Annotated in this window: 21 protein-coding genes; 11 read left to right on the top strand and 10 right to left on the bottom strand. The window is 61.6% G+C overall.

Translation table 11 applies throughout. From position 1 onward, the window contains the following. From AC1DK3_RS03630 to AC1DK3_RS03620, 3 genes are all read right to left on the bottom strand, one after another. Positions 1-810 carry a TrmH family RNA methyltransferase gene (locus AC1DK3_RS03630; protein WP_477190922.1) on the bottom strand — a complete coding sequence of 270 codons (810 nt, stop codon included), beginning with the start codon at positions 808-810 and terminating at the stop codon, positions 1-3. Then, a complete protein-coding gene (locus AC1DK3_RS03625) occupies positions 807-1,751 on the bottom strand; it encodes a class I SAM-dependent methyltransferase (RefSeq protein WP_477190921.1) in 945 nt (314 codons plus the stop codon). The genes AC1DK3_RS03630 and AC1DK3_RS03625 overlap by 4 nt, the downstream gene beginning before the upstream one ends. A 151-nt stretch (positions 1,752-1,902) precedes the next feature. Continuing rightward, the gene (locus AC1DK3_RS03620) at positions 1,903-2,511 is read right to left on the bottom strand and encodes an FMN-dependent NADH-azoreductase (protein WP_477192862.1); all 609 of its coding nucleotides are present in this window, start codon (positions 2,509-2,511) and stop codon (positions 1,903-1,905) included. Positions 2,512-2,653: 142 nt separating this feature from the next. Between AC1DK3_RS03620 and AC1DK3_RS03615 the strand changes: the two genes are divergently transcribed. Then, positions 2,654-3,085: a winged helix-turn-helix transcriptional regulator gene (locus AC1DK3_RS03615; RefSeq protein ID WP_477190920.1), complete on the top strand. Its 432-nt coding sequence runs from the start codon at positions 2,654-2,656 to the stop codon at positions 3,083-3,085. Between the two features lie 151 nt (positions 3,086-3,236). Beyond that, the gene (locus tag AC1DK3_RS03610; protein ID WP_477190919.1) at positions 3,237-3,563 is read left to right on the top strand and encodes a hypothetical protein; all 327 of its coding nucleotides are present in this window, start codon (positions 3,237-3,239) and stop codon (positions 3,561-3,563) included. 49 nt (positions 3,564-3,612) lie between these two features. On the opposite strand, the gene prfB is transcribed toward AC1DK3_RS03610, so the two are convergent. The 3 genes from prfB to AC1DK3_RS03595 form a co-directional block, all read right to left on the bottom strand. Beyond that, positions 3,613-4,747, bottom strand: a protein-coding gene (gene prfB, locus AC1DK3_RS03605; protein WP_477190918.1) for a peptide chain release factor 2 whose coding sequence is annotated in 2 segments (ribosomal slippage) — positions 3,613-4,677 and positions 4,679-4,747 — 1,134 coding nt in all. Because the reading frame shifts where the segments join, the coding sequence is not laid out codon by codon here. 128 nt (positions 4,748-4,875) lie between these two features. Further along, positions 4,876-7,458 (bottom strand): penicillin-binding protein 1A, encoded by a 2,583-nt coding sequence (locus AC1DK3_RS03600; protein WP_477190917.1) that lies wholly within the window; start codon positions 7,456-7,458, stop codon positions 4,876-4,878. 164 nt (positions 7,459-7,622) lie between these two features. After that, positions 7,623-8,858: an N-acetylmuramoyl-L-alanine amidase gene (locus tag AC1DK3_RS03595; protein WP_477190916.1), complete on the bottom strand. Its 1,236-nt coding sequence runs from the start codon at positions 8,856-8,858 to the stop codon at positions 7,623-7,625. Between the two features lie 800 nt (positions 8,859-9,658). On the opposite strand from AC1DK3_RS03595, the gene AC1DK3_RS03590 reads away from it, so the two are divergent. From AC1DK3_RS03590 to aat, 7 genes are all read left to right on the top strand, one after another. Further along, positions 9,659-12,847: an Rne/Rng family ribonuclease gene (locus AC1DK3_RS03590; RefSeq protein WP_477190915.1), complete on the top strand. Its 3,189-nt coding sequence runs from the start codon at positions 9,659-9,661 to the stop codon at positions 12,845-12,847. A gap of 288 nt (positions 12,848-13,135) precedes the next feature. Further along, positions 13,136-14,545, top strand: a complete 1,410-nt coding sequence (locus tag AC1DK3_RS03585; protein ID WP_477190914.1) for a M48 family metalloprotease — start codon at positions 13,136-13,138, stop codon at positions 14,543-14,545. Between the two features lie 37 nt (positions 14,546-14,582). Then, positions 14,583-15,440, top strand: a complete 858-nt coding sequence (locus AC1DK3_RS03580) for a DsbA family protein (protein ID WP_477190913.1) — start codon at positions 14,583-14,585, stop codon at positions 15,438-15,440. Positions 15,441-15,603: 163 nt separating this feature from the next. Continuing rightward, the gene (aroQ, locus tag AC1DK3_RS03575) at positions 15,604-16,059 is read left to right on the top strand and encodes a type II 3-dehydroquinate dehydratase (RefSeq protein WP_477190912.1); all 456 of its coding nucleotides are present in this window, start codon (positions 15,604-15,606) and stop codon (positions 16,057-16,059) included. A gap of 60 nt (positions 16,060-16,119) precedes the next feature. Beyond that, a complete protein-coding gene (gene accB / locus AC1DK3_RS03570; protein WP_477190911.1) occupies positions 16,120-16,608 on the top strand; it encodes an acetyl-CoA carboxylase biotin carboxyl carrier protein in 489 nt (162 codons plus the stop codon). Positions 16,609-16,649: 41 nt separating this feature from the next. After that, positions 16,650-17,990: an acetyl-CoA carboxylase biotin carboxylase subunit gene (gene accC / locus AC1DK3_RS03565; RefSeq protein ID WP_477190910.1), complete on the top strand. Its 1,341-nt coding sequence runs from the start codon at positions 16,650-16,652 to the stop codon at positions 17,988-17,990. Between the two features lie 60 nt (positions 17,991-18,050). After that, entirely contained in the window at positions 18,051-18,734 is a 684-nt protein-coding gene (aat, locus tag AC1DK3_RS03560; protein WP_477192861.1) for a leucyl/phenylalanyl-tRNA--protein transferase, read from the top strand. A 61-nt stretch (positions 18,735-18,795) separates the two neighbouring features. Here aat and AC1DK3_RS03555 read toward each other — a convergent pair whose 3' ends face one another. Next, the gene (locus AC1DK3_RS03555) at positions 18,796-19,632 is read right to left on the bottom strand and encodes an oxidoreductase (protein WP_477190909.1); all 837 of its coding nucleotides are present in this window, start codon (positions 19,630-19,632) and stop codon (positions 18,796-18,798) included. Positions 19,633-19,689: 57 nt separating this feature from the next. Between AC1DK3_RS03555 and AC1DK3_RS03550 the strand changes: the two genes are divergently transcribed. After that, a complete protein-coding gene (locus AC1DK3_RS03550) occupies positions 19,690-20,289 on the top strand; it encodes a TetR/AcrR family transcriptional regulator (RefSeq protein ID WP_477190908.1) in 600 nt (199 codons plus the stop codon). 53 nt (positions 20,290-20,342) lie between these two features. Here AC1DK3_RS03550 and AC1DK3_RS03545 read toward each other — a convergent pair whose 3' ends face one another. Then, a complete protein-coding gene (locus AC1DK3_RS03545) occupies positions 20,343-21,587 on the bottom strand; it encodes an alpha/beta fold hydrolase (protein WP_477190907.1) in 1,245 nt (414 codons plus the stop codon). A 248-nt stretch (positions 21,588-21,835) separates the two neighbouring features. Here AC1DK3_RS03545 and AC1DK3_RS03540 point away from each other — a divergent pair, with 248 nt between their 5' ends. Next, the gene (locus AC1DK3_RS03540; RefSeq protein WP_477190906.1) at positions 21,836-22,672 is read left to right on the top strand and encodes an alpha/beta fold hydrolase; all 837 of its coding nucleotides are present in this window, start codon (positions 21,836-21,838) and stop codon (positions 22,670-22,672) included. Between the two features lie 30 nt (positions 22,673-22,702). Here the strand turns inward: AC1DK3_RS03540 and guaA are convergent, their stop codons facing one another. After that, positions 22,703-24,250 carry a glutamine-hydrolyzing GMP synthase gene (gene guaA, locus AC1DK3_RS03535; RefSeq protein WP_477190905.1) on the bottom strand — a complete coding sequence of 516 codons (1,548 nt, stop codon included), beginning with the start codon at positions 24,248-24,250 and terminating at the stop codon, positions 22,703-22,705. Positions 24,251-24,382: 132 nt separating this feature from the next. Beyond that, the gene (locus tag AC1DK3_RS03530) at positions 24,383-24,799 is read right to left on the bottom strand and encodes a TspO/MBR family protein (RefSeq protein ID WP_477190904.1); all 417 of its coding nucleotides are present in this window, start codon (positions 24,797-24,799) and stop codon (positions 24,383-24,385) included. Positions 24,800-24,907: the final 108 nt, after the last annotated feature.

The following is a 24,907-nucleotide window of genomic DNA, read 5'->3' as shown; positions in this document are numbered from 1 at the left end:
TCACAGCTTCAAATATGGGCCGCGGATCTGATAGAGCATCAGTGCGGTTGCGATGGCGAGATTGAGGGAATCAAGATCGCCGGCCATGGGGATTTTGACGAGGTTCGTGCATGAGGCTGATGCTCCCGGAGAGAGGCCCGGACCTTCGCCGCCCATCACCACCAGCACCGGATCCGTGTATTCGACTTTGCGGAAATCCTCGCGTGCAGCAAGGTGCGTTCCGATGACGTCGCCGGGCCAAGACCGCGCCAACGTGATGAATGCCTGCTGATCCATCTTGACGACGGGGACGGCAAAGATAGAGCCCATCGTCGCGCGGATCGTTTCCATGGCGTATGGATCGCACGTCGTGCCGACGAGAATGACGCCCGAACAGCCGACCGCATCCGCCGTGCGAATGATCGTGCCGAGGTTGCCGGGATCGCGCACTTCCTCGAGCGCCAGCCACGTCTCTTGTCCAAGCTTGGTCGCGTCGGGAGGTTCGACAAAACGCTGACGATAGACGCCGAGCAGCGTTTGCGGATTGTCCTTCGACGCAAGCTTGCCGAGCACGGCTTCGGAAACTTCGAGCACTTCCGCGCCCGCATCGAGCGCGTGCCGGACGAGGCCGCGTGCGATGCCGCTCGTCGCGGTGCCCGATTGGTAGACGAGCGTTTCCGGCACGAAGCCGCTGTCGCGCGCCGTCACAAGCAGCGACGTGCCTTCGGCGACAAACAGCCCCGTCTCCTTGCGGACCTTGCGCATGTCGAGCGCGCGGATGGCTTTGATCCGGTCGTTCGTCAGGCTGGTGATGACCTTCGGCTCGTTCATGCGCTCTGCTTCCAGCGCACGAAGAGCGACGTCGGCACGAGCGGGCCGGCTTGCGAGCGGATCGCCAATTCACCGCTGTCGAATTCGCCGCTCCGTCCGTTCAGCCGTTCCCGCATCAGTTGATTGAAGGCGAGCGACGACGCGCGGATGGCGTAGATCGTCAACACCATAGCGGCGTTCTTAGGCGCGAGGAGTTTCGCAAGATCGCCGAGGAGCGCCGGCAGGTTCTGGAAGAGATCCCAGATTTCCCCTTCAGGACCGCGCCCGAACTTCGGCGGGTCGACGATGATCATGTGATAGGTTTTGCCGCGACGGACATCGCGCGCGGCGAACTTCGCGGCGTCATCGAGCAGCCAGCGAATTTTCGCGGCAGCGAGCTTCGAAGCTTCCTGGTTTTCCTTGCCCCATTGGATGGCTTTTTTCGACGCGTCGACGTGTGTGACTTCGGCTCCGGCTTCGGCGGCGAGAAGCGAAGCCGCGCCCGTGTAGCCGAAGAGATTGAGGACGCGGGGCGTCTCGCCTTTCACGCTCGCCAAGTGGTCGAGCATCCAGCGCCAATGCGGCTCCTGCTCGGGGAAGAGGCCAAGGTGCCAAAGGCCCGCGAGCTTGCAGAGCATCGTGACGCTGTGCTTTTCCGCACCTTTTGAATTTTCCGATTTCGGCGAGCGCGGCAACGCGAGCCTCACGGGCCAAGCGTCGGGCACGGGCTTGTCGATCCGCCATTTGCCTTTTTCGTCGTCCTCGCCGGATGCGGAAAAGACGGCGTTCGCTTTCGCCCACTCGGATTTCCCGAGTTTCGGCTGCCAGAGAGCCTGCGGCTCCGGACGATCGACGACGATTTTTCCGAAGCGCTCGAGCTTCCGCCCCAGCCCGCTATCGAGCAGCGCGTAATCGGGAAATCCGTCAGACGTGATGAGGTGCAGGTTATGGAGCGGTGACATCGGAGGCGGTTTTCGAAGGAAACATCGGACCGCGCTTTAACACGAATGTCGCTTATGTCGAGAAATCAAACCTGATGGCCGGGTCTCAGCCACCGGCTCAGGCGGAGATCCGGGAGATCTCCGCCCTTTGCATTCATCATGCTGCCAGGCATCATGCCGCGAGGCTGGCGATGGTCGATTGGGCGGCCTCGATGGACTTGGCTCGCTGGTCGGGACCGAGGGCCACGCCTTCGGCGCGGATGAACGTCACGTCGGTTATTCCGAAGAAGCCGAAGATGTTGCGCAGGTAGGTTTCCTGGTGATCGAGGAACGCAATCGGCGTTTGCGGGCCATAGAAGCCGCCGCGCGACGAGGCGATGATCACTTTCTTGCCGCCTGCCAGGCCTTCGGCGCCCTTGTCGGTGTAGCGGAAGGTTTTACCCGCGACCGCGAGCCGGTCGATCCAGGCTTTCAGCTGGCTCGGAATGGCGAAGTTGTACATCGGAGCGCCAACCACGACGATGTCGGCCGCCAGAAACTCTTCGAGGGCCGCTTGGCCGGCCGCGACATCCTGACGAAGCGGCAGCGCGCTGTCCGCGCCTCCCTGGGCGGCCGCAAGGTGAGCGCCCGAGAGATGCCCGACCGGCTCGCGGCCCAGATCACGGTAGACGACTTCAAGGCCCTGATGCAGCCGCTGCTCGGCGGCGACGATCTCAGCCGAGAGCTGACGGCTTACCGAGCCCGGGCCGAGAATGCTCGAATCGACATGCAAAAGTTTCATGGGCAAAAGCTTCATGGGATGTATCTCCCTCCAACGGTTTAGCGAAGGCCGGGAGCGATGGTTGACATGCGTCTCAGCCAGTCACATTTTGTGACCAACGCTAAAATGTTCACTGGCCGAAACCGCGCAAGGAGGCACTTTTTTGGAAGTACGTATCAAAGAAGGTACCGAGAATTGCCGTGCCGTCGCGGACGTCCTGGCCCGGATCGGCGACAAATGGACGGTCTACGTGGTCCAGCTCTTGTCGAACGGGCCGATGCGTTTCAACGAGATCCGCCGGTCCGTCGGAAGCATTTCGCAGCGGATGCTCACGCTGACGCTTCGGGGCCTGGAACGCGATGGGCTCGTCACGCGCACCGTCTTTCCGACGATCCCGCCACGCGTTGATTACGAGCTGACCGAACTCGGCCGGACCCTCATCTGCATTCTGACGCCGCTCGGTCAGTGGGCTATCGCAAATCGGGGGACAGTCGAGCAGGCGCGAACACAATTCGATGCTCGGGCCGAGAACAACAGCGCGACAAAGACCGCGATCAAACGACGGCTGCCGGGCCTTTGGCGTAGCGCTTCCTGAAGATGCGCCGCGCGCATAACGCATGCATTCTTAGAGTAGTATCAATGCAACACAGTTTCAAAATCAACGAGTTGGCCTAGATCCGTCCGCAAATTGCAGATAGCCGGAAACACTGGGGTGCGCGTTACGTGACGATGCTGGAGGGTTCTTAATGCGATTTGATCGAGGTATTGCCGCCGCGGTCTTTCTGTCGATGATCTTGTCCACCGCCGGAGCCCAAGCTTTCGAAACGACGTCGATCGGCGGAACGAATGCGGATGGCTCGGCGCGTTATCAGGACCCGGACGAGGCGTCCGCGCTGCTGTCGCCGTTCGGCTCCGGCTCTACTCAATCGAGCACTGATCCCAGTTCAAACTGGCGGGGCTCTCTCGGCGCTGGCGTCGGCTCCGGGTCTGCCTTCGGATTTACGTCGTCGCAGAACTCGTCGAACGAGCCGAGCACGCCCTTCAACACGCCCCTCCTGCGCGAACGCAACTAAAAGCGAAGCGCGCGACGCGTCGTCGAGGAGCCGCATCGAACGTTAGCGGCTACTCGAGATCTTCGACCGTGACGGCCTCGCCGCCGCCCTTGATGCGTTGTGACAGAGCCGCTTCGATAAATTGATCGATGTCGCCGTCGAGAACTTCGTCCGGGTTCGTCGACTGGGCGCCGGTCCGCAAGTCCTTCACGAGCTGATACGGCTGCAGGACATACGACCTGATCTGATGTCCCCAGCCGATATCCGTCTTCGCGGCCTGCTCGGCGTTGGCCTTGGCTTCACGCCTCTTCAGCTCCATCTCGTACAAGCGAGCCTTGAGGCGCTTGAACGCGATGTCCTTGTTCTGATGCTGCGAACGCTGTTCCTGCGCAAAGATGACGATGCCCGACGGCCTATGGACGAGGCGAACGGCCGATTCCGTTCTGTTGACGTGCTGACCGCCAGCGCCCGACGAACGCGCGAATGAAATGTCGATGTCGCCCGGATTGACCTCGATGTCGATCGTGTCGTCGATCACAGGATAGACCGTGACGGAAGCAAAGCTCGTGTGGCGGCGCGCGTTGGAGTCGAACGGCGAGATGCGTACGAGGCGGTGCACGCCCGCTTCCGTCTTCAGCCAGCCGTAAGCGTTTTCGCCTTCGATCTCGAACGTTGCCGACTTGATGCCCGCTTCTTCGCCGGGGCTTTCGTCGATCAGCTTCACCTTGTAGCCGCGCCGTTCAGCCCAGCGGACGTACATGCGTGCGAGCTTCGACGCCCAGTCTTGGCTTTCGGTGCCGCCCGCTCCGGCGTGGACTTCGATGTAGGTGTTCATCGCGTCGGCTTCGCCCGACAGCATCGCTTCGATCGACCGGCGCTGCGCCTCGTGATCGATGCGCTTCAGCGCGGTTTCGCCTTCGGCCACGCTGTCATTATCGTTCTCGGTCTCTCCGAGCTCGATCAGAAACAGCGCATCTTCATAGTCGCGCTGGAGGCGCTTGAACTCAGACACGGCGCGCTCGAGCGATTGCCGCTGGCGCATGACCTTCTGAGCGTTCTTCGCGTCAGTCCAGAGATTGGGGTCTTCAGCTTTCGCGTTCAGCGAGGCGAGACGGTCTTCGGCCGTCTCCCAGTCAAAGAGACCTCCTCAGGAGGGCAAACGCCTCCTGGATGCCATCGGAAAGTTTTTGCGCTTCAGCGCGCATGGCGGCCTCCGGGACCGGCTCGCGCCGGCGAAAAGTGATGGATCAAAAAAACAGGTGCGGACCTATAGAGATGTGCGGCGGCGCTGTAAACGATCGCGGACGCTGCGCGGCAATCGGCGCAACGTTAATTACCACATCCCATTTGGGGAAAGTGTCCCGCTATCCGGCCGGGAGGGGGGCGGCGCGGGGCGCGCCATCCGATCCCCGAAGGGCGGCGGCGGAGGCGGCGGGGGCGAAGCGTCGGCCGTTGCGTTCGCGATACCGATCATCGCGTAAGCGTCGTCCGGCTCTTCGTCGGGCTTGAACGCTTCCATGATGGAACGCGGGTCGTCGGCCGAGGCTCGTAGTCCGGTCTTCGGGTTGATGCGCACGAACTTGATGCCGGGCGGCACGCGGAACGGTGCGGCAGGCGTTGCCCCCAGCGCGTCCTGCACGAATTCGCCGAACATCGGCGCCGCGATGGCGCCGCCCGTGTTGCCTTTTCCGAGCGGCTTCGGTGTGTCGTAGCCAACGAAAACGCCGACGACCATCGTGGGCGTATAGCCGAGGAACCACACATCCTTTTCTTCGTTCGTCGTGCCGGTCTTGCCCGCAACCGGACGGTTGAGAGATTTCAGAACCGTTGCCGTGCCGCGCTGCACGACGCCTTCGAGGATACTCGTCATTTGATACGCAGTGTGCGGATCGATGATCTGACGACGGCCATCGACCAGTTCCGGTTCGGGCTGTCCCGCCCACCGATCGGCCATGCAGCCCATGCACTGGCGCTCGTCATGCCGCCAGATCGTGCGGCCGTAGCGATCCTGAATTCGGTCGATGAGGGTCGACGTGACTTCCTTGCCGCCGTTCGCCAGCATGCAATAGGCCGTCGCCATACGCAGGAGCGTCGTCTCGCCTGCACCAAGCGACATGGAGAGCACCGGCAGGAGATCGTCATAGATGCCGAAGCGTCTCGCGTATTCGGTGATGACGGGCATGCCAAGGTCTTGCGCGAGACGCGCGGTCATCTGGTTGCGCGAATGCTCGATGCCGAAGCGCAACGTTTCGGGGCCTATGGTCGAGTTCGTCTCGTAGTTCTTCGGCCGCCAGACATCCTGGTTGGGGCCCTGATCGATCTCGATCGGCGCGTCCAGAATGATCGACGTCGGCTTGTACCCGTTGTCGATTGCCGAGGCATAGACGAAGGGCTTGAAGGCCGAACCAGGCTGACGCTTCGCCTGAATGACCCGGTCGAACTGGCTCATGTCGTAGGAGAAGCCGCCCGCCACTGCGAGGACGCGGCCGGTGTAGGGGTCCATCGCGACGAGGCCGCCGCCGACCTCCGGAATTTGCATCAGCGACCAGGCGCCCTGGATGTTGCTGGCATCCTTGGGAGCGACGTAGACCACGTCGCCGGGCTTCAAGATATCGTTGGTCGATTTGGCGTCGATTTTCTTGGCGCCGGGACGTTTGGCCGCCCATTTCATCTCGTCGAGCGAGACTTCGACTGCCTCGCGGTCTTTGACGAGCGTGGCATCCTGCTGGCGCGCGGGCTTGAAGCCGATGATGGCCTTCGCTTTTTGCGTTTCCAGCACGACGCCGAGGCGCCATGGCTGAATGTCGGACGGGCTCGGAATCTTGCCGAGCGCGATACCCCAGTCGCCTGAAATATCGATGTGGGAGACGGGTCCGCGCCAACCTTGCGTGCGGTCGAACTTCGCGAGGCCGTTGATCAGGGCTTTCTTGGCATATTGCTGCAGTTGCGGATCAAGCGTCGTGCGGACGGACAAGCCGCCACCGTAAAGCTTGTCCTCGCCGTACTTGGCGAGAAGCGAGCGGCGCACCTCCTCGGCGAAGAATTCGGCCGTCGAGATATGCACCGCGTTGGGGCGCAGGTTGACGACGAGCGGCTTCTTTCTGGCAGCTTCGGCTTCTTCCTTGGTTATGTAGCCGTTCTCGGCCATCTGCCCGATGATCCAGTTCCGCCGCTCGGTCGCCTTTTCCTTCTGGCGGAACGGGTGGTAATTGTTCGGTGCCTTGGGAAGCGCTGCGAGATAGGCGGCTTCCTCGATATCGAGATCCTTCAGCTCTTTGTTGAAATAGGTGAGCGCGGCGGCGCCGACGCCATACGAGTTCATTCCGAGGAAGATCTCGTTCAGATAAAGTTCGAGGATGCGATCCTTCGAATAGGCGCCCTCGATGCGAACCGCGAGGATCGCCTCCTTAATTTTGCGCTCGATCGACCGCTCGTTGGTCAGCAGGAAGTTCTTCGCGACCTGCTGCGTGATCGTGGATGCGCCCTGGGCCCGCTTGTTGGAGCCGTGGACCTTGGATTCGACGGCGGCGTAGACCGCGCGCAAAATGCCCTGAAGGTCGACGCCGCCGTGCTCGTAGAAGCGGCGGTCCTCGGCCGAGAGGAAAGCACCCAGAACGCGTTTCGGGACCGTATTGATCGGAACGAAGATGCGCCGCTCGCGGGCAAACTCCGATATCAGCGATCCGTCATGGGCGTGGATGCGGGTCATGACCGGGGGCTCGTATTTGGACAAGCTCTCGTAATCGGGCAGATCGCGCGAGGCTTGCCAGATCATGAACCCAGCGCCAGCAGAGCCCGCGATGAATATCAGTACGAAGGTTCCAAATGCGAACCCAAGGAAGTTGAGCAGCAGGCTCCGTCGCCGCTTTTTTCTTCTCTTTGGCGCCGTTGGTGGCGGCAGCGTTGGCGCGCGCATCAAATTCGTGATTCCGTCAGTCTGGCGCTGGCTTAGTTTTTTCGATCGATCGCGGGCCTACGTCTATTGCCGCACCGCAACAATGACAATACCCTCAGAGGCTGCGCACATTAGCACGGAATGTGGCAGCACGTCGTCCGTACCCTATGTGCCGACCTATTGCCTCACGGCTGTGAGGCCGTTCTCTTGTTGAAGTAAATTTGCACAGCCTCAGTGATGGCCACTGATACCCTCGATTGCCAATCGGCCGTCAACATCTGCTGTTCATCCGTCTGGTTGCTGAGATAGCCCAATTCAACGAGCACTGACGGCGCGTGCGTTTGTTTCAGCACCTTGAATGCGGCGGACCGGCGGGGAATGCGCGACATTGCAATCGTCTTGCCCAATCGCTTCGCCAAGACCTGCGAAAAATCTGCGGAGAAATTAGAAGTCTCTCTTTTGAGCAGATCTATCAGGATGTTTTTGACCTGATCGCCGCCGCCACGATCGAAGTTCTCAATGCCGGCGATGAGGTCGGACGCGTTCTCTTTTTCGGCCATGATGCGCGCCTGCTCGTCGGACGCCTGGCCCGAGAGCGTATAAATTGTCGCGCCGCGGATCGTGTCCTTGGCGGTTTTCTCCTCGATTGAATCGGCGTGTAGCGAAATGAACAGGTCGGCGGCGTTATCGGCGGAAAACTTGAGCCGATGATCGAGCGAGATGAATACGTCGTCGGCGCGGGTCATTTTGACTTCGTAAAGGCCCGTTTTCGTAAGCGCCTCCTTCAGCTGAGCCGCGACGGCGAGCACGATGGTCTTTTCGGTCACGTTGTTCGCGCCGATGGCACCGGGATCGATGCCGCCATGTCCAGGGTCGATCACGATGACCGGCTTGCTGTGGGGCTTGCGCTTTACTTCGGAATTTTCGGGCGTGGCGGGCTCCGCATCCGGCTCGTAGGCTGCGGAATGCGTCATCGCTCCGGTCCCCGCGCCGAATGTTTCGGCATCAATCGGCATCAGCGCGATCGCAAGCTTAACGGCGGACGTGCCCTTGAGCCTCGTCATGTTGGCTGAGTTGATCTTCACCGGCCCCTTGGTGTCGATGACGATCCGCGATTTGTTCTTAGCGAACTGGCCGTAGCGGAATGCGGAAACGAGCCCTGCCCCTTTTTGACCGGCCGATGGGTCGAGGCGGAACGAAAGATCCGGCAAATCGAGGACGACGCGGTAGGGATTGGCGAGGGTGAAGACTTGAGCGGTCAGCCCCTCGCTCATCGTCAATTCGAAGATCGTAGACCGCCCCGTGACGGTCAGATGCGCATCCAGCGCCTCGGCCGCATACGCCGACATGCCGGCAAGCGTCCACAGCACTGCTAACGCCGCCGCGAGGGCGTTCCGCAAAAGTTCTACCGGGTGGCGCATCGCCGAATTGCTCTCCCTCGTCACCCCAATCGCCTCGTCCCCGGCGTATCGTTAAAGCTTTGTTTTCATTCGTATTATAAAATACTCATTCGCACTACTCGGGGACGTTTCGGCTCTAGGTTTATAGCACTTGCCAGGGCGGGGGCGACCTCGTACAGTTTGAATTGTATTCGGTGGCGTTCGAGACACACGCCTAGATGGTGTTTGTCGAATGGGCGCTTGCGATACCTGATCGGCCTGCTGCGGGGATAAAAAGCTCTGCTTTCCCAGGTAATTAGGTGAGCACGGATGACGCCTGCTCGAGGCTAGCGTACGGAAGTATCACGTCGCTCAGCAGGTTGCACGGCCTTGGCTTCGGGACCCCCGGCGGTCCCTTTGACGGGGCGTTAAGACTTTGTACCGGTCGCCCCGATTTGTCAGTCGGGTAAAAGCGCGGATTGCCGGGCGACCATTGTTGATCCATCGCGATGCCGGAAGGCGTCGAATTTTTTCACCTCGGCTGGCCGTCCCCCAATTCTGGACATGCAGCCGGGCAATACACGACAGGCCATGACGACAGCTTGCATCATCCACCACGGCGCCGCCCAACGGACCTCGGTCCACTCGGCACCCCTATGCGTTCCCGCGCGCGCTTCGCGCAGTGGCGGGACCGGGATGATGCAGAAAGCGGCGCGGTCCCCCACCACGTTTTCAGCGCCATCAACCAAAAGCACGCGCCGCCGCGCGAATCTCGCAATCCGCTCCGTTGTTCGCGGTTCGAGATGCGAGCCGCCGCCCCGGCGCGCCAAGGAACATAAGCAATGTCCAGCACGAAAATGCTCATCGATGCCACCCACCCCGAGGAGACTCGGGTCGTGGTTCAACGGAATGGCCGGGTAGAGGAATTCGATTTCGAAAGTGCAGCCCGCAAGCTGCTTCGCGGAAATATCTATCTTGCAAAGGTGACGCGCGTTGAGCCGTCGCTTCAGGCCGCATTCGTAGACTACGGCGGGAACCGTCACGGTTTCCTTGCCTTCAACGAAATCCATCCCGACTACTATCAGATACCGGTCGCCGACCGGCAGGCGCTCCTCGACGAGGAAGCGGCAGCCGAAGCCGAGCTCGAAGCCGCCGCTGACCGGCGTGCCGAAGCGCTCGCGCGGCGCTCGTCCTCACGCGGCGGCTCGGAAGTCGCCGAGCGGAGCGAAAGCGAAGCCAACGGCGACGAAGACTTCGGCGACCACGGCCCCGATGAAGTTGGTGCCGAGACGGCGCATATCGTCGACGTCGAGGAAGACGAACACATCGAAGAGATTGGCGGCGACGAGGACGAGGAGCCGGTCAGCGTCATCGCTGCGTCGGTCGCGACCTCCGATGACGACGTTCGCTCCGAGCTTCCCGCCAAGGAACGCCAGGACGCGCCTCCCGCTGCGCGCAACGACAACGATGCCGACGCCGACGACGAGGCGGCCAGCGCGAGCGAAGAAGCTCATCACGACGAGGCGTCCAGCGACGAGGACGATCAGCCCGACCACGACGAGAGCGACGCTGGCAGCGACGCCGACGACGAAGATCATATCGAACACCATCATCATTCGGACCACGATCACTCCGAGCACGATCACTCCGACCACGACCATCCCGAGCAGCACGCCTTGCGCGACGAGCGCGGCGGAGACGCAGAGGAAGGCGGCTCGGGCCGTGAATATCGCGAGGAAGCTCCTCAGCGCCAGCGCCGCCGCCCGCGGAGCTACAAGATCCAGGAAGTCATCAAGCGTCGCCAGATCATCCTCGTCCAAGTCGTCAAGGAAGAGCGGGGCAACAAGGGCGCCGCTCTCACCACCTATCTGTCGCTTGCCGGCCGCTACACCGTTTTAATGCCCAACACCGCCCGTGGCGGCGGCATCTCGCGCAAGATCACCAACCCGCAGGATCGCCGCCGGCTCAAGGCCATCGCTCAGGAACTCGAGGTTCCGGAGGGCATGGGGCTCATCATCCGCACTGCGGGTGCTGCGCGGACGAAGCAAGAGATCAAGCGCGACTTCGAATATCTGCTCCGGCTCTGGGAAAGCGTTCGCGAACTGACGCTGCAGTCCACTGCCCCGAGCCTCGTTTATGAAGAAGGCGATCTGGTCAAGCGGTCGATCCGCGACCTTTATAATAAGGACGTGGAGGAGATCGTCGTCGCCGGTGAAGCGGGGCATCAGGAAGCCGCCGACTTCATGAAGATGCTGATGCCGAGCCACGCGAAGAATGTCGTTCCCTACCGGGACCCGACACCGCTCTTCACGCGCTACGGTGTCGAGCGCCAGCTCAACGCCATGTTCCAACCGCAGGTGACGCTGCGCTCCGGCGGTTACATCGTCATCAATCAGACGGAGGCGCTGGTCGCCATCGACGTCAACTCCGGCAAATCGACCCGCGAGTTCTCGATCGAAGAGACGGCACTCGCGACGAACCTCGAAGCCGCCGATGAAATCGCCCGGCAGTTGAAGCTCCGCGACCTTGCGGGCCTCATCGTCATCGACTTCATCGACATGGAAGAAAAGCGCAACAACCGCGCTGTCGAGCGACGTTTGAAGGACGCTCTTCGTTTCGATCGCGCGCGCATCCAGCTCGGCCGCATTTCGCACTTCGGCCTCATGGAAATGTCGCGGCAGCGGCTCCGAACGGGCGTGCTCGAGGGCTCGACCTCGCAGTGTCCGCATTGCCAAGGCACCGGCATCATCCGTTCGACCGAAAGCATCGCGCTCGCGGTGCTCCGCGGTCTCGAAGACGCAATCACTGCGGGCGCAACCGGGCCGCTGACGGCGACGACGACGCCAGCCGTCGCGCTTTACATCCTGAACAGCAAGCGTGCCTACGTCACCGACATGGAAGCCCGTCACGGCCACACGATCACCGTGCTCGGCAGCGATCGGATTCAGGGCGCGAACTTCACCGTCGAACGTGGCGGCGCGGCTGCACCTGTGCGGCGCGTCGAGCGTGCGGCCGTCAATATGGATTGGGGCTTCGACGGCGAAGAAGATGCGCCAGCCTTCGAGGGCGGCGAGATCGAAATTACGCCCAGCGCAGACGATGCCGACGACGAAGCCGTTGGCCGCGAAGGCAGCCGTGGTGACGGCGACGAAAGTGGCGGCCGGCGCGGCCGTCGCCGCCGTCGTCGTGGACGCGGCGGACGGGATCGCGGCGAAGGCCGTGAGCGCGAGTCGTTCGAGCCACGCGGCGGAGATGCCGAAGGCGCAATCGCTGCCGAGCCTCATTCCCGCTCACAGGCCCATCCGCAGGGCGACGACGATGTCGAAGCCGGCGGCGGCGACGATGAAGATCACGATGGCCAGCCGTCGGCGGACGAAGCAAGCTTCGGAGAGCAAGGCAGTGGCGACAAGCCGGGCCGGCGCCGTCGCAGAGGCCGCCGTGGCGGCCGTCGCGGTCGAGAACGTGGTGGTCGCGAGGGCTCGAGCCCGACGACCGAAGGCAGCGACGCCGTAAGCTACGGCGGAGAGCAGCCGGACATCGTCGATGTCGAGTCGTTCGAACCCGACGTTGAGGACGGTATCGAGGCTGGCGAACCCGCTGAGGTGAAAAAAGCGCCTCGCAGCGCACCCGCGCGGGGAGAGGGCAGGACCGGCGGTTCAGCTGACAGATCCAGCGGTGGAGGTCATCGGCCGCGCCGTATCTGGGACGTTGCATCCCAGCCCTCGGGCGAAGGTGAAGGCGAGCCCGTGGACGCCGCGGCTTCTGCTCCGGCTGTCGCGGCACCTGCGGTCATGGCTCCGGCTGTCGAAAAGAAGGTCGAGGCGCCTGTGGTTGAAACTCCGCGCGTCGCCGAAGAAAGCGCGCCCGCTCCGGTGACTTCGCTTCGGCGCCGTCACGAAGTCGGATCCAGCGAGCCGCGTATCGAGCGCGTTGTCGTTCGGCCCGGCGAAGAGACCGACGGTACGGTTGCGGAAGCTCAAGCTGTTCCGCAGCGCAAGGGCTGGTGGCAGAGAAAGTTCAGCGGCGAATAATGATCGGGAGAGGCTGAAGCACGTGCTTCAGCCTCTTTCCTCATGTCGAGTTGCTCATGGCCGAGTTCCTCATGGCCGAGCGTCACCCATCGGGCGTCAGAGATCGACGGCGCTGAAGGCGTTGGATAATGTCCATTCGGCTTTCGTTATTCTCACTTGTCACGCGAATGCCCTAAAGTGATGACTGATGCGGTAATCGTTTGCGTCGTATTTGACCCCGCCGGGCTTGCTGCCTAGTTTGACCGCGCGTGGCGTCTCGACAGGTTCATCGAGATCGGGGCACATCCAATGCCTGAACTTCCGAGGACATTTGCGGCGTTCTCGGCCGCCAAAAGCGGCTTGCTTGTGGCTGCGGTGTTTTTCGCTTCGCTGCTGACGTTTACTGGCGGCGTTCGCGCCCAAGGCCTTCCGCTCATCCGCGATGCGGAGATCGAGGCCCTGTTGCAGGACTATGCCAAACCCATTTTCCAAGCTGCGGGTTTCGGTGGCGGCCGGGTGACGGTCCGCATCGTCAACAACGATGCGTTCAACGCGTTCGTTCTCGATGGCGGCAACGTGTTCGTGCACACGGGAACGCTGATGCAGGCCAACACTCCGAACGAGGTCATCGGGGTGATCGCGCATGAAAGCGGGCATATCGCCGGCGGTCACATGGCGGCGCTCAGGGCGCGGATCGCGAAGGATCAGACGCGCGCGTTGCTCACGCAGGTTCTCGGCATCGGTGCAATGGTCGCGGGCGGCGTCTCAGGCGGCACCGGCGGCCGCGAGACGATGCAGGGCGGCCAGGCGCTGCTACAGGGCGGCACCAGCGTCATCATGAAGGGGCTGCTGGCTGAGCGGCGATCGCAAGAGTCGGCCGCGGACCAAGCCGGCATTCAATATCTCACCGCGACGAAGCAATCGGGCAAGGGAATGCTCGACACGTTCGAGCGGTTCAAGGAACAGGAATATCTGACGGATCAGTTTCAAGATCCGTTCGTGCGGTCTCACCCGCTTTCCGTCGACCGCTTAGCACGATTGAACCAACTCGCGACGACGAGCCCTTACTTCGCGCAGAAGGACCCGCCGTCCCTGCAGCTCCGCCATGATCTCATGCGAGCGAAGCTTTCGGGCTATCTTGAAAACCCGCAGACCGTGTTCAACCGATACCCCGAAAGCAATACGACGCTTCCGGCCCGCTATGCGCGGGCGATCGGGAAATTCTTCAAAGGCGGTCCTGGTGCTCTCGAAGCTGCCTTACAGGACACCGAAGGGATGATCCGCGAGAACCCGTCGTACCCCTATTTCCATGAGCTCAAGGCAGACTTCCTGATGAGGTCGGGAAAAATGGCCGCTGCGATCCCAAGCCTGCGACAATCTCTCAAGCTGGCGCCGAACAGCCCATTAATTCGCGTCGAACTCGCGACTGCGCTGCAAAGTGGCGATGGCGCCGAGGCGCAAAAGGAAGCAGTGGAGCTATTGCGTAAAGCCCTCATAGACGATTCCGAGAACGGCCGCGCTTACAGGCTGCTCGCCAATGTATATTATAAGCAGGGGAAGTCCCCGGAAGCCGACGCCATGACGGCGCAAGCCTACTTCTACGAAGGAAACGTCAAGCAAGCGCAGCTTTTCGCGAAACGCGCGCAACCCCAGCTACGGGCGGGTTCACCCGAGTGGCTGAAAAATGACGACATCATCAATTACAAACCGCAGACTTAAGCGGCTTTAAGTCTGCGACAACGCGAGATTAGATCAAATGACCTTGAAGACCACATTCCGGAATACCCTCAACTTGGCCTCGACCGGCAAAAGGTGCGCCGCAGCCTTCCTCGGATTGGCCCTGTTGGGATCGGCTTTTTCTCCCGCAGTTCACTTTGTGTCCGGAGCCGCGCGCGCCGATACGATCGCTCCGACGGCGGGTGGAACCGCTTTCACGGATGACCAGAAAAAAGCCCTTGGCGACATCATCAAAGACTACCTCGTCAAGAATCCCGAAATCATGATCGACGTGCAGACCGCGCTCGATGAGAAGTCGCAGAAGGATCAGGAGGCTCGGCTCAAGTCGTTCATGGCCGAAAATGCCAAGTCGATCTATCGCTCGCCGGACAGCTCGGTTGCGGGCAACCCCGACGGCGACATCACGGTTGTCGAATTCTTCGATTTCAACTGCGGCTACTGCAAGCACGGACTTCCCGAGGTGCAGAAGCTGATCGCCGCCGACAAGAATGTGCGCGTCGTCTTCAAAGAGCTTCCCATCTTGTCGAAGGGCTCGGAAGAGGCTGCGAAGGCCGCACTGGCCGCCAAGCGGCAGGGCAAATATTGGGAATTCCACCAGGCCATGCTCAGCTCCAAGGGGCAGGCCAATGAGGCGTCGTCATTGAAGGCCGCGGAATCGCTCGGCCTCGACATGGCGAAGTTCAAAGCCGACATGGCGAGCGACGACGTGAAGAACGAGCTTTTGGAAATGATGAAGTTGGCCAAGACGATGGGCGTCAACGGCACTCCGCACTTCCTCGTCGGCGACAAATCGATTCCGGGCGCGCCGGAGGACCTCCACGAACAGCTCGAAACGCTCGTTACGGATTTCCGCAAGAACAAGTGCGCAACCTGCTGAGCCTGCCTGCTCGAAATATCGAGTTGCCACAGCTAGTTACCATATTTGCACGTCAAAGTGCGCGGCCCCGCCCGCGCACTTTGCGCATTCGTAGAAAGCTGATAGACCCAGGGCTCCGCAATTGGCTCGGGCGTCAGTCCGGTGCCCGAACGGCCTCCAAAACATGACATCCCACGTTTACGTTCTGAACGGTCCCAATCTAAATATGCTCGGCGTTCGGGAACCAGAAGTCTATGGTACCGAGACGCTCGACGATCTTCGCGTCCGCACGGAAAAGGCGGCGGCGAAGAACGGGCTTTCCATAGATTTCCGGCAGTCGAACATTGAGGGGGAAATCGTGAGCTGGGTGCAGGAAGCGCGCGGCAAAGCGAAGGGCATCATCATCAACGCGGGCGGGTACACGCACACGTCCGTCGCCATTCTCGATGCCTTGCAAGCCGTCAGCCTTCCCGTCGTCGAGGTTCATCTCTCGAACATCTTCCGGCGGGATCAATTTCGCCAGCATTCCTACATTTCACTCGCCGCGACGGGCGTGATCTGCGGCCTTGGCGCCAAGGGCTACGAACTTGCCATCGAGGCGATGGCCAACATCGTGAACAAATCCACAAGCAAAGCGTGACGCCGAACCCCGAGCTTACGCTATAAGACGCACGCCAACAAAATCGAGGACACGGGACTGATGAGCGCAAAAGACCAAGGGCCGAAAGCGGGAAGCGCCGAAGGTCAGATGATCCGCGAGCTCGCCGAGCTTTTGAACGCTACGGGGCTGACGGAAATCGAGATCGAAAAGAGCGGTCTCAAGGTTCGCGTCGCGAAGACCATCTCAATTACGGCCGCGCCGCAGGCTTATGCCCCGGCTCCCGTCGCCGCTCCGTCGGCTGCTGCGAGCGATGCAAAGCCGCCAGCCGCCGCTCCCGGCGATTTGTCGAAGCATCCAGGCGCCGTAAAGTCGCCGATGGTCGGTACCGCCTACCGCTCGCCGGAACCGGGCGCGCCATTGTTTTGTGAAGTCGGCAGCAAGGTCAATCAGGGCGACACGGTGCTGATCATCGAAGCCATGAAGACGATGAACCAAATACCCTCTCCGCGCAGCGGCACCGTCAAAGCAATCCTCTTCGAAAACGCTCAGCCCGTCGAATATGGCGAGCCGCTGATCATCATAGAATAGAGCGCTACCGGTAACCCCGGCAAAGACGCCCTGGAGTGCAAATGTTCGATAAGATACTGATTGCCAATCGAGGAGAGATCGCGCTGCGGATACAGCGCGCCTGCCGCGAACTTGGAATCGCAACAGTCGCCGTCCATTCAACCGCCGATGCCGACGCCATGCACGTCCGGCTCGCGGACGAAAGCGTTTGCATCGGTCCGCCTTCGGCGCGCGAGAGCTATCTCAACATTCCGGCGCTCGTCACGGCTTGCGAAATCACCGGCGCGGATGCCGTCCATCCCGGCTACGGGTTCCTATCGGAGAATGCGCGCTTCGCGGAGATTCTCGAAGAGCACAAGATCACGTTCATCGGTCCGACGTCCGAGCACATCCGGATCATGGGCGACAAGATCGAGGCGAAGGAAACGGCGAAGAAGCTCGGCATTCCAGTCGTGCCGGGTTCGGCCGGCGCGGTGACGAGCGAAACCGAGGCGATGAAGATCGCCAAGGAGATGGGCTTTCCCGTACTCATCAAAGCGGCGGCAGGCGGCGGCGGCCGCGGCATGAAGGTCGCGACGTCGGCTGCAGACCTCGGCATGGCGCTTTCGACGGCGCGGTCGGAAGCCAAGGCGGCTTTCAACGACGATGCGGTTTACATCGAGAAATATCTGCTGAAACCTCGGCATATCGAAATTCAGGTTTTCGGAGACGGCAAAGGCGACGCCGTCCACCTCGGTGAGCGCGATTGCTCGCTGCAGCGCCGGCACCAGAAAGTTCTCGAGGAAAGCCCGTCGCCGGCTCTCAACGCGGCCCAGCGCCAGAAGATCGGCACGACCGTCGCGGAAGCGATGAAGAAGATCAAGTATCGCGGCGCCGGTACCGTCGAGTTCCTTTTCGAGGACGGCGAATTCTACTTCATCGAGATGAACACCCGCCTGCAGGTCGAGCATCCGGTTACCGAGATGGTCACCGGGACTGATCTCGTACTCGAGCAGATCCGCGTGGCGGCCGGGTTGCCGTTAAGCTTCACGCAGGACGACATCGAGCTCAAGGGGCACGCGATCGAGTGCCGTATCTGCGCCGAAAACCCGAAGGATTTTCGCCCGTCGCCGGGCCAGATCACATATTGGCACCCGCCGGGCGGTCTTGGCGTCAGAGTCGACAGCGGCGTTTACCAGGGTTACCGGATTCCGCCCTACTACGACAGCCTCATCGGAAAGCTCATCGTTACGGGCAAGACGCGCAATGACGCCCTGATGCGTTTGCGCCGCGCCCTGGCCGAGTTCGTCATAGACGGCATTGAAACGACGATCCCGTTGTTCCAGGATCTCGTTAGAGACCCCGACATCGTAAATGGCGTCTACGATATTCACTGGCTCGAAAAACATTTAGGGATGAAGTAGACTTTGCCTCTGCGCGATATGTTCCGCGCGCGTCCGAGAGTTCGCTTGGCAATTGGCAGTATGGCGTCGCGCGACGACCCAATGTTCGAGATCACGCCGCAGGTTCTCCTGAAAGCCTATAGCTGCGGCATTTTTCCAATGGCGGAAAGCGCGGACGATCCGGCGCTTTACTGGATCGAACCGCAGCAGCGGGGCGTGCTGCCCCTCGATGGGTTGCATATTCCCCGCCGTCTCCTCAGAACGGTCAGAACGACCCCTTTCAGGGTCACGGTCGACAGCGATTATGAGCGCGTGATCGATGGTTGCGCGGCGCCGCGCGCGGGCCGGATGTCAACCTGGATCAACACGCGCATCCGCACGCTCTATCGCGAGCTGTTCGACATCGGCGCGTGCCACACCGTCGAGGTTTGGAACGGCGACGAGTTGGTTGGCGGGCTCTACGGCGTGGCACTGAAGAGCGCGTTCTTCGGCGAGAGCATGTTCTCGACCGAACGCGACGCCTCAAAAATCGCGCTCGTCCATCTGGCGGCCCGGCTGATCAAGGGTGGCTTCACACTGCTCGATACGCAATTCGTCACCGAGCATTTGCGTCAATTCGGAACCATCGAGCTCGACCGGACAGCCTTCCAGAGGCAGCTCGAAATGGCGCTCGAGAAAAATGCGGATTTTTATGCCTTGCGGCCTGACGCGTCAGGCGCCGAGGTCGCTGAGATTTTCTCCTCCGCGCCCGCAACCCGCAAATAGGCCGATACTTCGCGCCAAGCGGAGCAGATTGTGCGCGATCACCGCTATACCTATGCGCAAATCATGATGCGAAGCTGGTGGAGCGAGAGAGCGCATCCCAAGCGGCGATCTCGGCTTTCATCCCATCGAGCTTCTGTTCGACCAGCCCCAAAGCGTCCTCGCCCAGGAACAGCCGTACTGGCGGGTTCTCGGCCTCGACCAACGCGAGCAGCGTCTGCGCGGCCTTCGCCGGATCGCCCGGTTGATTGCCGTTCTTAGCCTGCCGCGCGGCGCGGATCGGGTCCATAACCGCGTCGTAATCGGCGATGCTGCGCGGTGTCCGATCCATCGACCGCCCCGCCCAATCGGTGCGGAACTGGCCGGGAGCGAGCGCTGTCACCCGGATACCGAACCCCGCGACTTCCTTGCCGAGCGCTTCCGAGATGCCTTCCAGAGCGAACTTGCTGCCGCAATAGAAGGTGATCCCCGGCATGGTGATGAAGCCTCCCATCGAGGTGACGTTGACGATATGGCCGCGTCGCCGCTCACGCATCCCCGGCAGCACCGCCTTCACCATCGCGACCGGACCGAACACGTTGGCAGCGAACTGGCGCTGGAGATCGTCGATGGAGGACTCCTCCATCACTCCCTCATGGCCGTAACCGGCATTGTTCACCAGCACGTCAATTGCGCCGGCCTGTCGCTCGGCAGCCGCAACCGCGCCCGGGATCTTGTCGAAGTCGGTGACGTCCAGCACGATCGGGTGGGCGCGATCCGGTGCGAGCACTGCGAAGGCTTCGGCATCGGCGGCCCGCCGCACTGTGCCGATCACCACGTGCCCTGCCCTCAGCGCGCCCTCGGCGAATGCCCGGCCCAACCCCGAGCTGACGCCGGTGATGAGGAAAGTCTTGGACGGCAACCGTCATGATCAAACTCCATGCTGGCACGTTATTTATATCTTGATATAGATACGAGCATGGCACACAGCAAGACCAAAACTTCATCGAAGGGCATGAGAGGCGAGCCGCTTCGCCAGCGCGTGATTGACGCGGCTGAACGGCTGCTCCGCGACGGCAAGGCTGATTTCTCGATGCGGGACCTGGCCGCCGAGGCGGAGGTCAGCTTCGCGACGCCGTTCAACCAGTTCGGCAGCAAGGCGGCGATCATGCACGCTCTGTCCGGACGGCGAATCGAGATGATGGAAGCGCGCTACCTCGCCGCGCCGCCATTGGGGGACGCGTCTGATCGCGTGCTTCTGGCCGTCGATATGGCGGCAGCTGTGATGTTGGAGGAACCGGGCGTCAATCGCGCGGTGATGGGATGGCTTGGCACCCCTGGCCCTGTTTCCGGACAGGTGTTGGCGCGCTCAACGGCTCTATGGGCGCTGGCGCTCGGCGCGGGCGATGGGTTGATCGCGACTCGGCGGGCAGAGGCGGTGCGCTGCTTGCCTGGGCAGCTCGCCTTCGGCTTCCGTGGCGTGCTTTCGTTCTGGACTGCGGGCGAAGTGCCGGACGCGGCACTTGTCACGAGTGCGCGAGAGGTCGCGAGCACCTTGTTGCTCGGCTTTATCGACTAGGCTCTCGATACAGCGCGTCCGCAAAGCTTCTGTCCGGCTTCTCGGCCGCGTTGTCAGTCGGTGGCGGTCTTCAAGATGGAAGCGCAATTGTTTTCCGCGGGCTTGCCCGCGAAGCGCGCTTTGATCCAGTCCTTGGCGGTTGTGCCACCTGAGACCATCGAACCATTGTGATCGGCTCCGTCGACGACTTTGTATTCGACGACATTGCCACCGGCGCACATCTGCTGAACCAGCGCGTTCGTCGTCGAGGGAAATACCGTCACGTCCTGCGTCCCCTGGATTACGAGAGTGGGCGCGGAAATTTTCAAGGTGCCGGGTTCATTCTTGGCACCGAATTTCAGGAGCGGTTCGAGATCCGGATTAGCGACGAATTGATCCTTTGCAATCGCGGTTGACCAATAGCCGGTCGTCAAAGCGTGGCTCATGCACTGCTCATGCAGGTCCGGCAAATGCGCGATCGCTTCCGGAGTGAGGATGCGCTTGAGATCGATCGCCGGATCGGTCTTCGCGTAAGATTGAATCGTGTAGAGCACGTACGGAAGCGACAGCTCGGTCTTTGCCGATTTCATGACGGCGGCGAGGCGTTCGGCGATCTGCGATCCCGGCGCGAATGCGACGTCGCCCACGAGTTCTAATTCAGGAACATACGAGGGTCCTTCGGATGCCGCGAAGAGATCGACTTGCCCGCCCTGAGAATGCCCCATGACGGCGTAGCGCTTGCCGATCTTCGGCTCAAGGATGCGTCCGGCGCGCAGCACGTCGAGCGCGTTCCGCGCCGTCGGTATGCCTTGCAAGAACGGATGGAAGCCCGCGACGCCCAAACCTTGATAGTCCGTCGCGACGACTGCGAATCCGTCCTTCACGAAGCCGTCGAGCAGGTGCGATATCGTCTCGATGTAGGGATGCTCGGGGCCCTGAGCGGTATCGCGAGAAGGCGCGCAGATGGCGTTGAGACCCGTCGTGCCGTGGGTCCACGTAATCACCGGCCAGCCGCCTTCCGGCGGTTCACCTTTCGGAACCGAAACCGTTCCGGAAACGACCGTGCTCTTTCCATTTTCGTCGAGCGAGCGATAGAGGACCAAACTATTCTGCGCCGCACTGGGCAGCGCCATCGTGCCATCCAGCGCACGCGAATAGATCACCGAGCCGCGCTCTCCGTCCGGCAATTTCTCCGGCGGTGTGTAGAATGCGTCACCTGCGGGGCCTTGAGGAATTTCGCCGGCTGTTACAGCGAGCGCGGCGATGCCAGAAACGAACGCGCATGTGCTCACGATCACAAAGTTCCGCACGCTGGTCATGGTTAAATCTGCCCCCGATCTCAACCAGCCGCTCTTAACGGATGAGGGCCTAATGGCGCGTAAACTCGTTCGACGTCGAAGTTTGAGAGGCCCTTAGGTTTGTGCCTGGCGACTCCGACTACGCGGAGCCGGCCGCCAGGCAGCTTTGGTTGTGCCTGGCGACTCCGACTACGCGGAGCCGGCCGCCAGGCACGGAGACTCGATTTCGGCGCATGTCAGCTGCGGCAAAGACAAAGTGGAGCCGGTCCATGGACAAACCCAACTTCGTACAATCGGAAGGCGCTGAGATCGCATACGACGTCGAGGGGACAGGGCCTTTCCTGCTCCTTGTTGCCGGCGGAAATGGCGACAGCAAACAATTCGACGGACTGATGAGTGAACTCGCGCACCACTACACCGTGATCAAATACGACCGGCGCGCGGAGGGCCGCAGCACCGGAGACAAAGATGCGGACTTGAAAATGGATCAGGCGGCGCACGACGCTGCCGCGGTCATCAAGGCCGCCGGCGCCGGCCGCGGAGAACCGGCTTATGTGTTCGGCAATAGTGCGGGTGCCGACATCGCGCTGAAACTCACCGAGGATTATCCGCTGCTCGTCCACGGCCTAGTCGCGCATGAGCCCCCGGTCATCAATCTTCTGCCGCAGCCAGACGCTCGCGACTGGCACAAATTCGCCGACCAGGTCTACCTCAAGTATCTGACCGAAGGCCCCGCGCCGGCCTTAAGTCTTTTTGCGAGATCCTTAGTCGATACGGACAAGGACGAGAGCAATAAGGAACTCGAGCGCTTTGATCAGGACGGCGACGAATACGATCGCTTCTTCGCGCACGAGTTCCAGACCTTCAATAACTTCATTCCGGACCTCGACACGCTGAAGCGCAATCGCGTGYAGATGGTGACCGCCGTTGGTTCCGACAGCGGGAATACGTTTTGCGCGCAAGCCGCGCGGGAGCTAGCGCGTCGCCGGCCGTGCCGATGCGAGACGATGGTGGGCGATCATCTGGCCCCCATGCTTCATCCCGAAACCTTCGCCAAACAATTGCACGAGGTCATCGAGAGGCTGCCTCATCGCAGGGAGCAATAGCGTTGTGGATCGCACCGCTGAGGGGTCAGCTCACTCCCACTCGATGGTGCCGGGGGGCTTAGAGGTCACGTCGTAGACGACGCGATTGACGCCGCGGACTTCGTTGATGATCCGCGTCGCGACGCGGCCGAGGAAGGCCATGTCGAAGTGGTAGAAGTCGGCGGTCATGCCGTCGACGGACGTTACCGCGCGAAGGCCCAGCACATGATCGTAGGTTCTGCCGTCGCCCATGACGCCGACGGTGCGCACGGGCAGGAGAACCGCGAAGGCTTGCCAGATGGCATCGTAGAGACCGGCCTGGCGGATCTCATCGAGATAGACCGCGTCGGCCTTGCGAAGAATATCGAGCTTCTCGCGCGTGATCTCGCCCGGGATGCGGATCGCGAGGCCCGGTCCTGGAAACGGGTGGCGTCCGACGAAAGCTTCGGGCAGCCCAAGCTCTCGGCCCAGCGCGCGGACCTCGTCCTTGAAGAGTTCGCGTAGCGGCTCGACGAGCTTCATGTTCATGCGCTCGGGCAAGCCGCCGACGTTGTGGTGCGACTTGATCGTGACGGACGGGCCGCCCGTGAACGAGACGCTTTCGATGACGTCGGGGTAGAGCGTTCCCTGAGCCAAGAATTCGGCGCCGCCGATCTTCTTCGCTTCCGCCTCGAAGACGTCGATGAAGTGCTTGCCGATCGTCTTGCGCTTCGTCTCGGGATCGGAAACGCCCTCGAGCGCTGTCAGGAACTGCTCGGACGCGTCCACGTGGACGAGCGGAATGTTGTAGTGGTCGCGGAAGAGGCCGACGACCTCGTCCGCCTCGCCTTGCCGCATCAGACCGTGATCGACGAAGACGCAGGTCAGTTGCTCGCCGATCGCCTCGTGGATGAGGACGGCCGCAACGGCGCTATCGACGCCGCCCGACAATCCGCAGATGACGCGGCCCTTGCCGACATGGCGGCGGATCTTGGCGATCATTTCGCGGCGGTAGGCCGACATCGTCCAGTCGGACTTCAGGCCGGCGATCTTGTGCACGAAGTTGGCGATGAGCTTGGCGCCGTCGGGCGTGTGCACGACTTCCGGGTGAAACTGCACGGCGTAGAAGTGCCGCTTCTCATCGGCGACCGCGGCGAACGGAGCGTTTTGGCTGGTCGCGATGACTTTAAAGCCGTCGGGCAAGCGCGTGACGCGGTCGCCATGGCTCATCCAAACCTGATGGCGTTCGCCGGGCGCCCACGCGCCTTCGAACAGCGGGCTTGAAGTCTCGATTGAAAGGAAGGCGCGGCCGAATTCACGGTCGTGGCCGGTCTCGACCTTGCCGCCGAGCTGCTCGGCCATCGTCTGCTGGCCGTAGCAGATCCCAAGGACGGGGACACCGGATGAAAACACGGCATCGGGCGCGCGTGGGGAATTTTCCTCGGTCACGGACGCGGGTCCGCCCGACAGGATCACAGCCTTCGGCTTCAACTTGGCGAACGCTTCAGCGGCGTTCTGGAACGGGTGGATTTCAGAATAGACGCCCGCTTCGCGCACGCGTCGCGCGATGAGCTGCGTCACCTGGCTTCCAAAATCGATGATGAGAACGGCGTCGGTCAAAGTCAGGGCGAGCCTCTGTTCAGGGCCATCCCCTACGCGAAGACGGCGGTTGCCGCAACGCCTGCCTCACGCCTCACGCTGCGACAGTGAAGCCCGCGGGTGCGGACGGCACCATCAACGCCGAAAGCCGTTTCAATTCAATTGCCAAACAGCGAAGTTAAGATATGCGGCGAACGAGACCCAGGCGAGATAGGGCATGAACAGGTAGCTCGCTCGCGGATCGATGGGCCACGCCAGGGCTATGAAGGCTGCGACGGCGAGCCAGAGTGCGGCGATATCCACAAGTGCCAGGAAAATATCGTGGCGGCCGAACATCACGTACGACCAGAGGGCGTTGAGGATCAGGCCGGAGCCCCAAACGACGAGAGCCGGGGTGATGCCCGCGGCTCTCCATGTCAGCCACCCTGCGATGGCGATCATTATATAGAGGATGGTCCAGGCCACGGGGAAAGCCCAGTTCGGCGGGGTCAACGCCGGCTTCTCGAGTGCCGCATACCATTCGCCCGGCATGAACGACGCGCCGGACGATGCCGCGGCAGCCACGATCATCGCAAAAATTATCAGTGATCCAAAGTCTCGCAACAGCCCTGCTCCCAATTTGTTTGTTCTGATCTCTCTGGACGGGAGGCGCGGAACTCTTTCGCCTCAACGATTGAA

Source organism: Hyphomicrobium sp. 01T421 (assembly GCF_056398805.1).
This window is presented reverse-complemented; position numbering and strand designations above follow the sequence as displayed.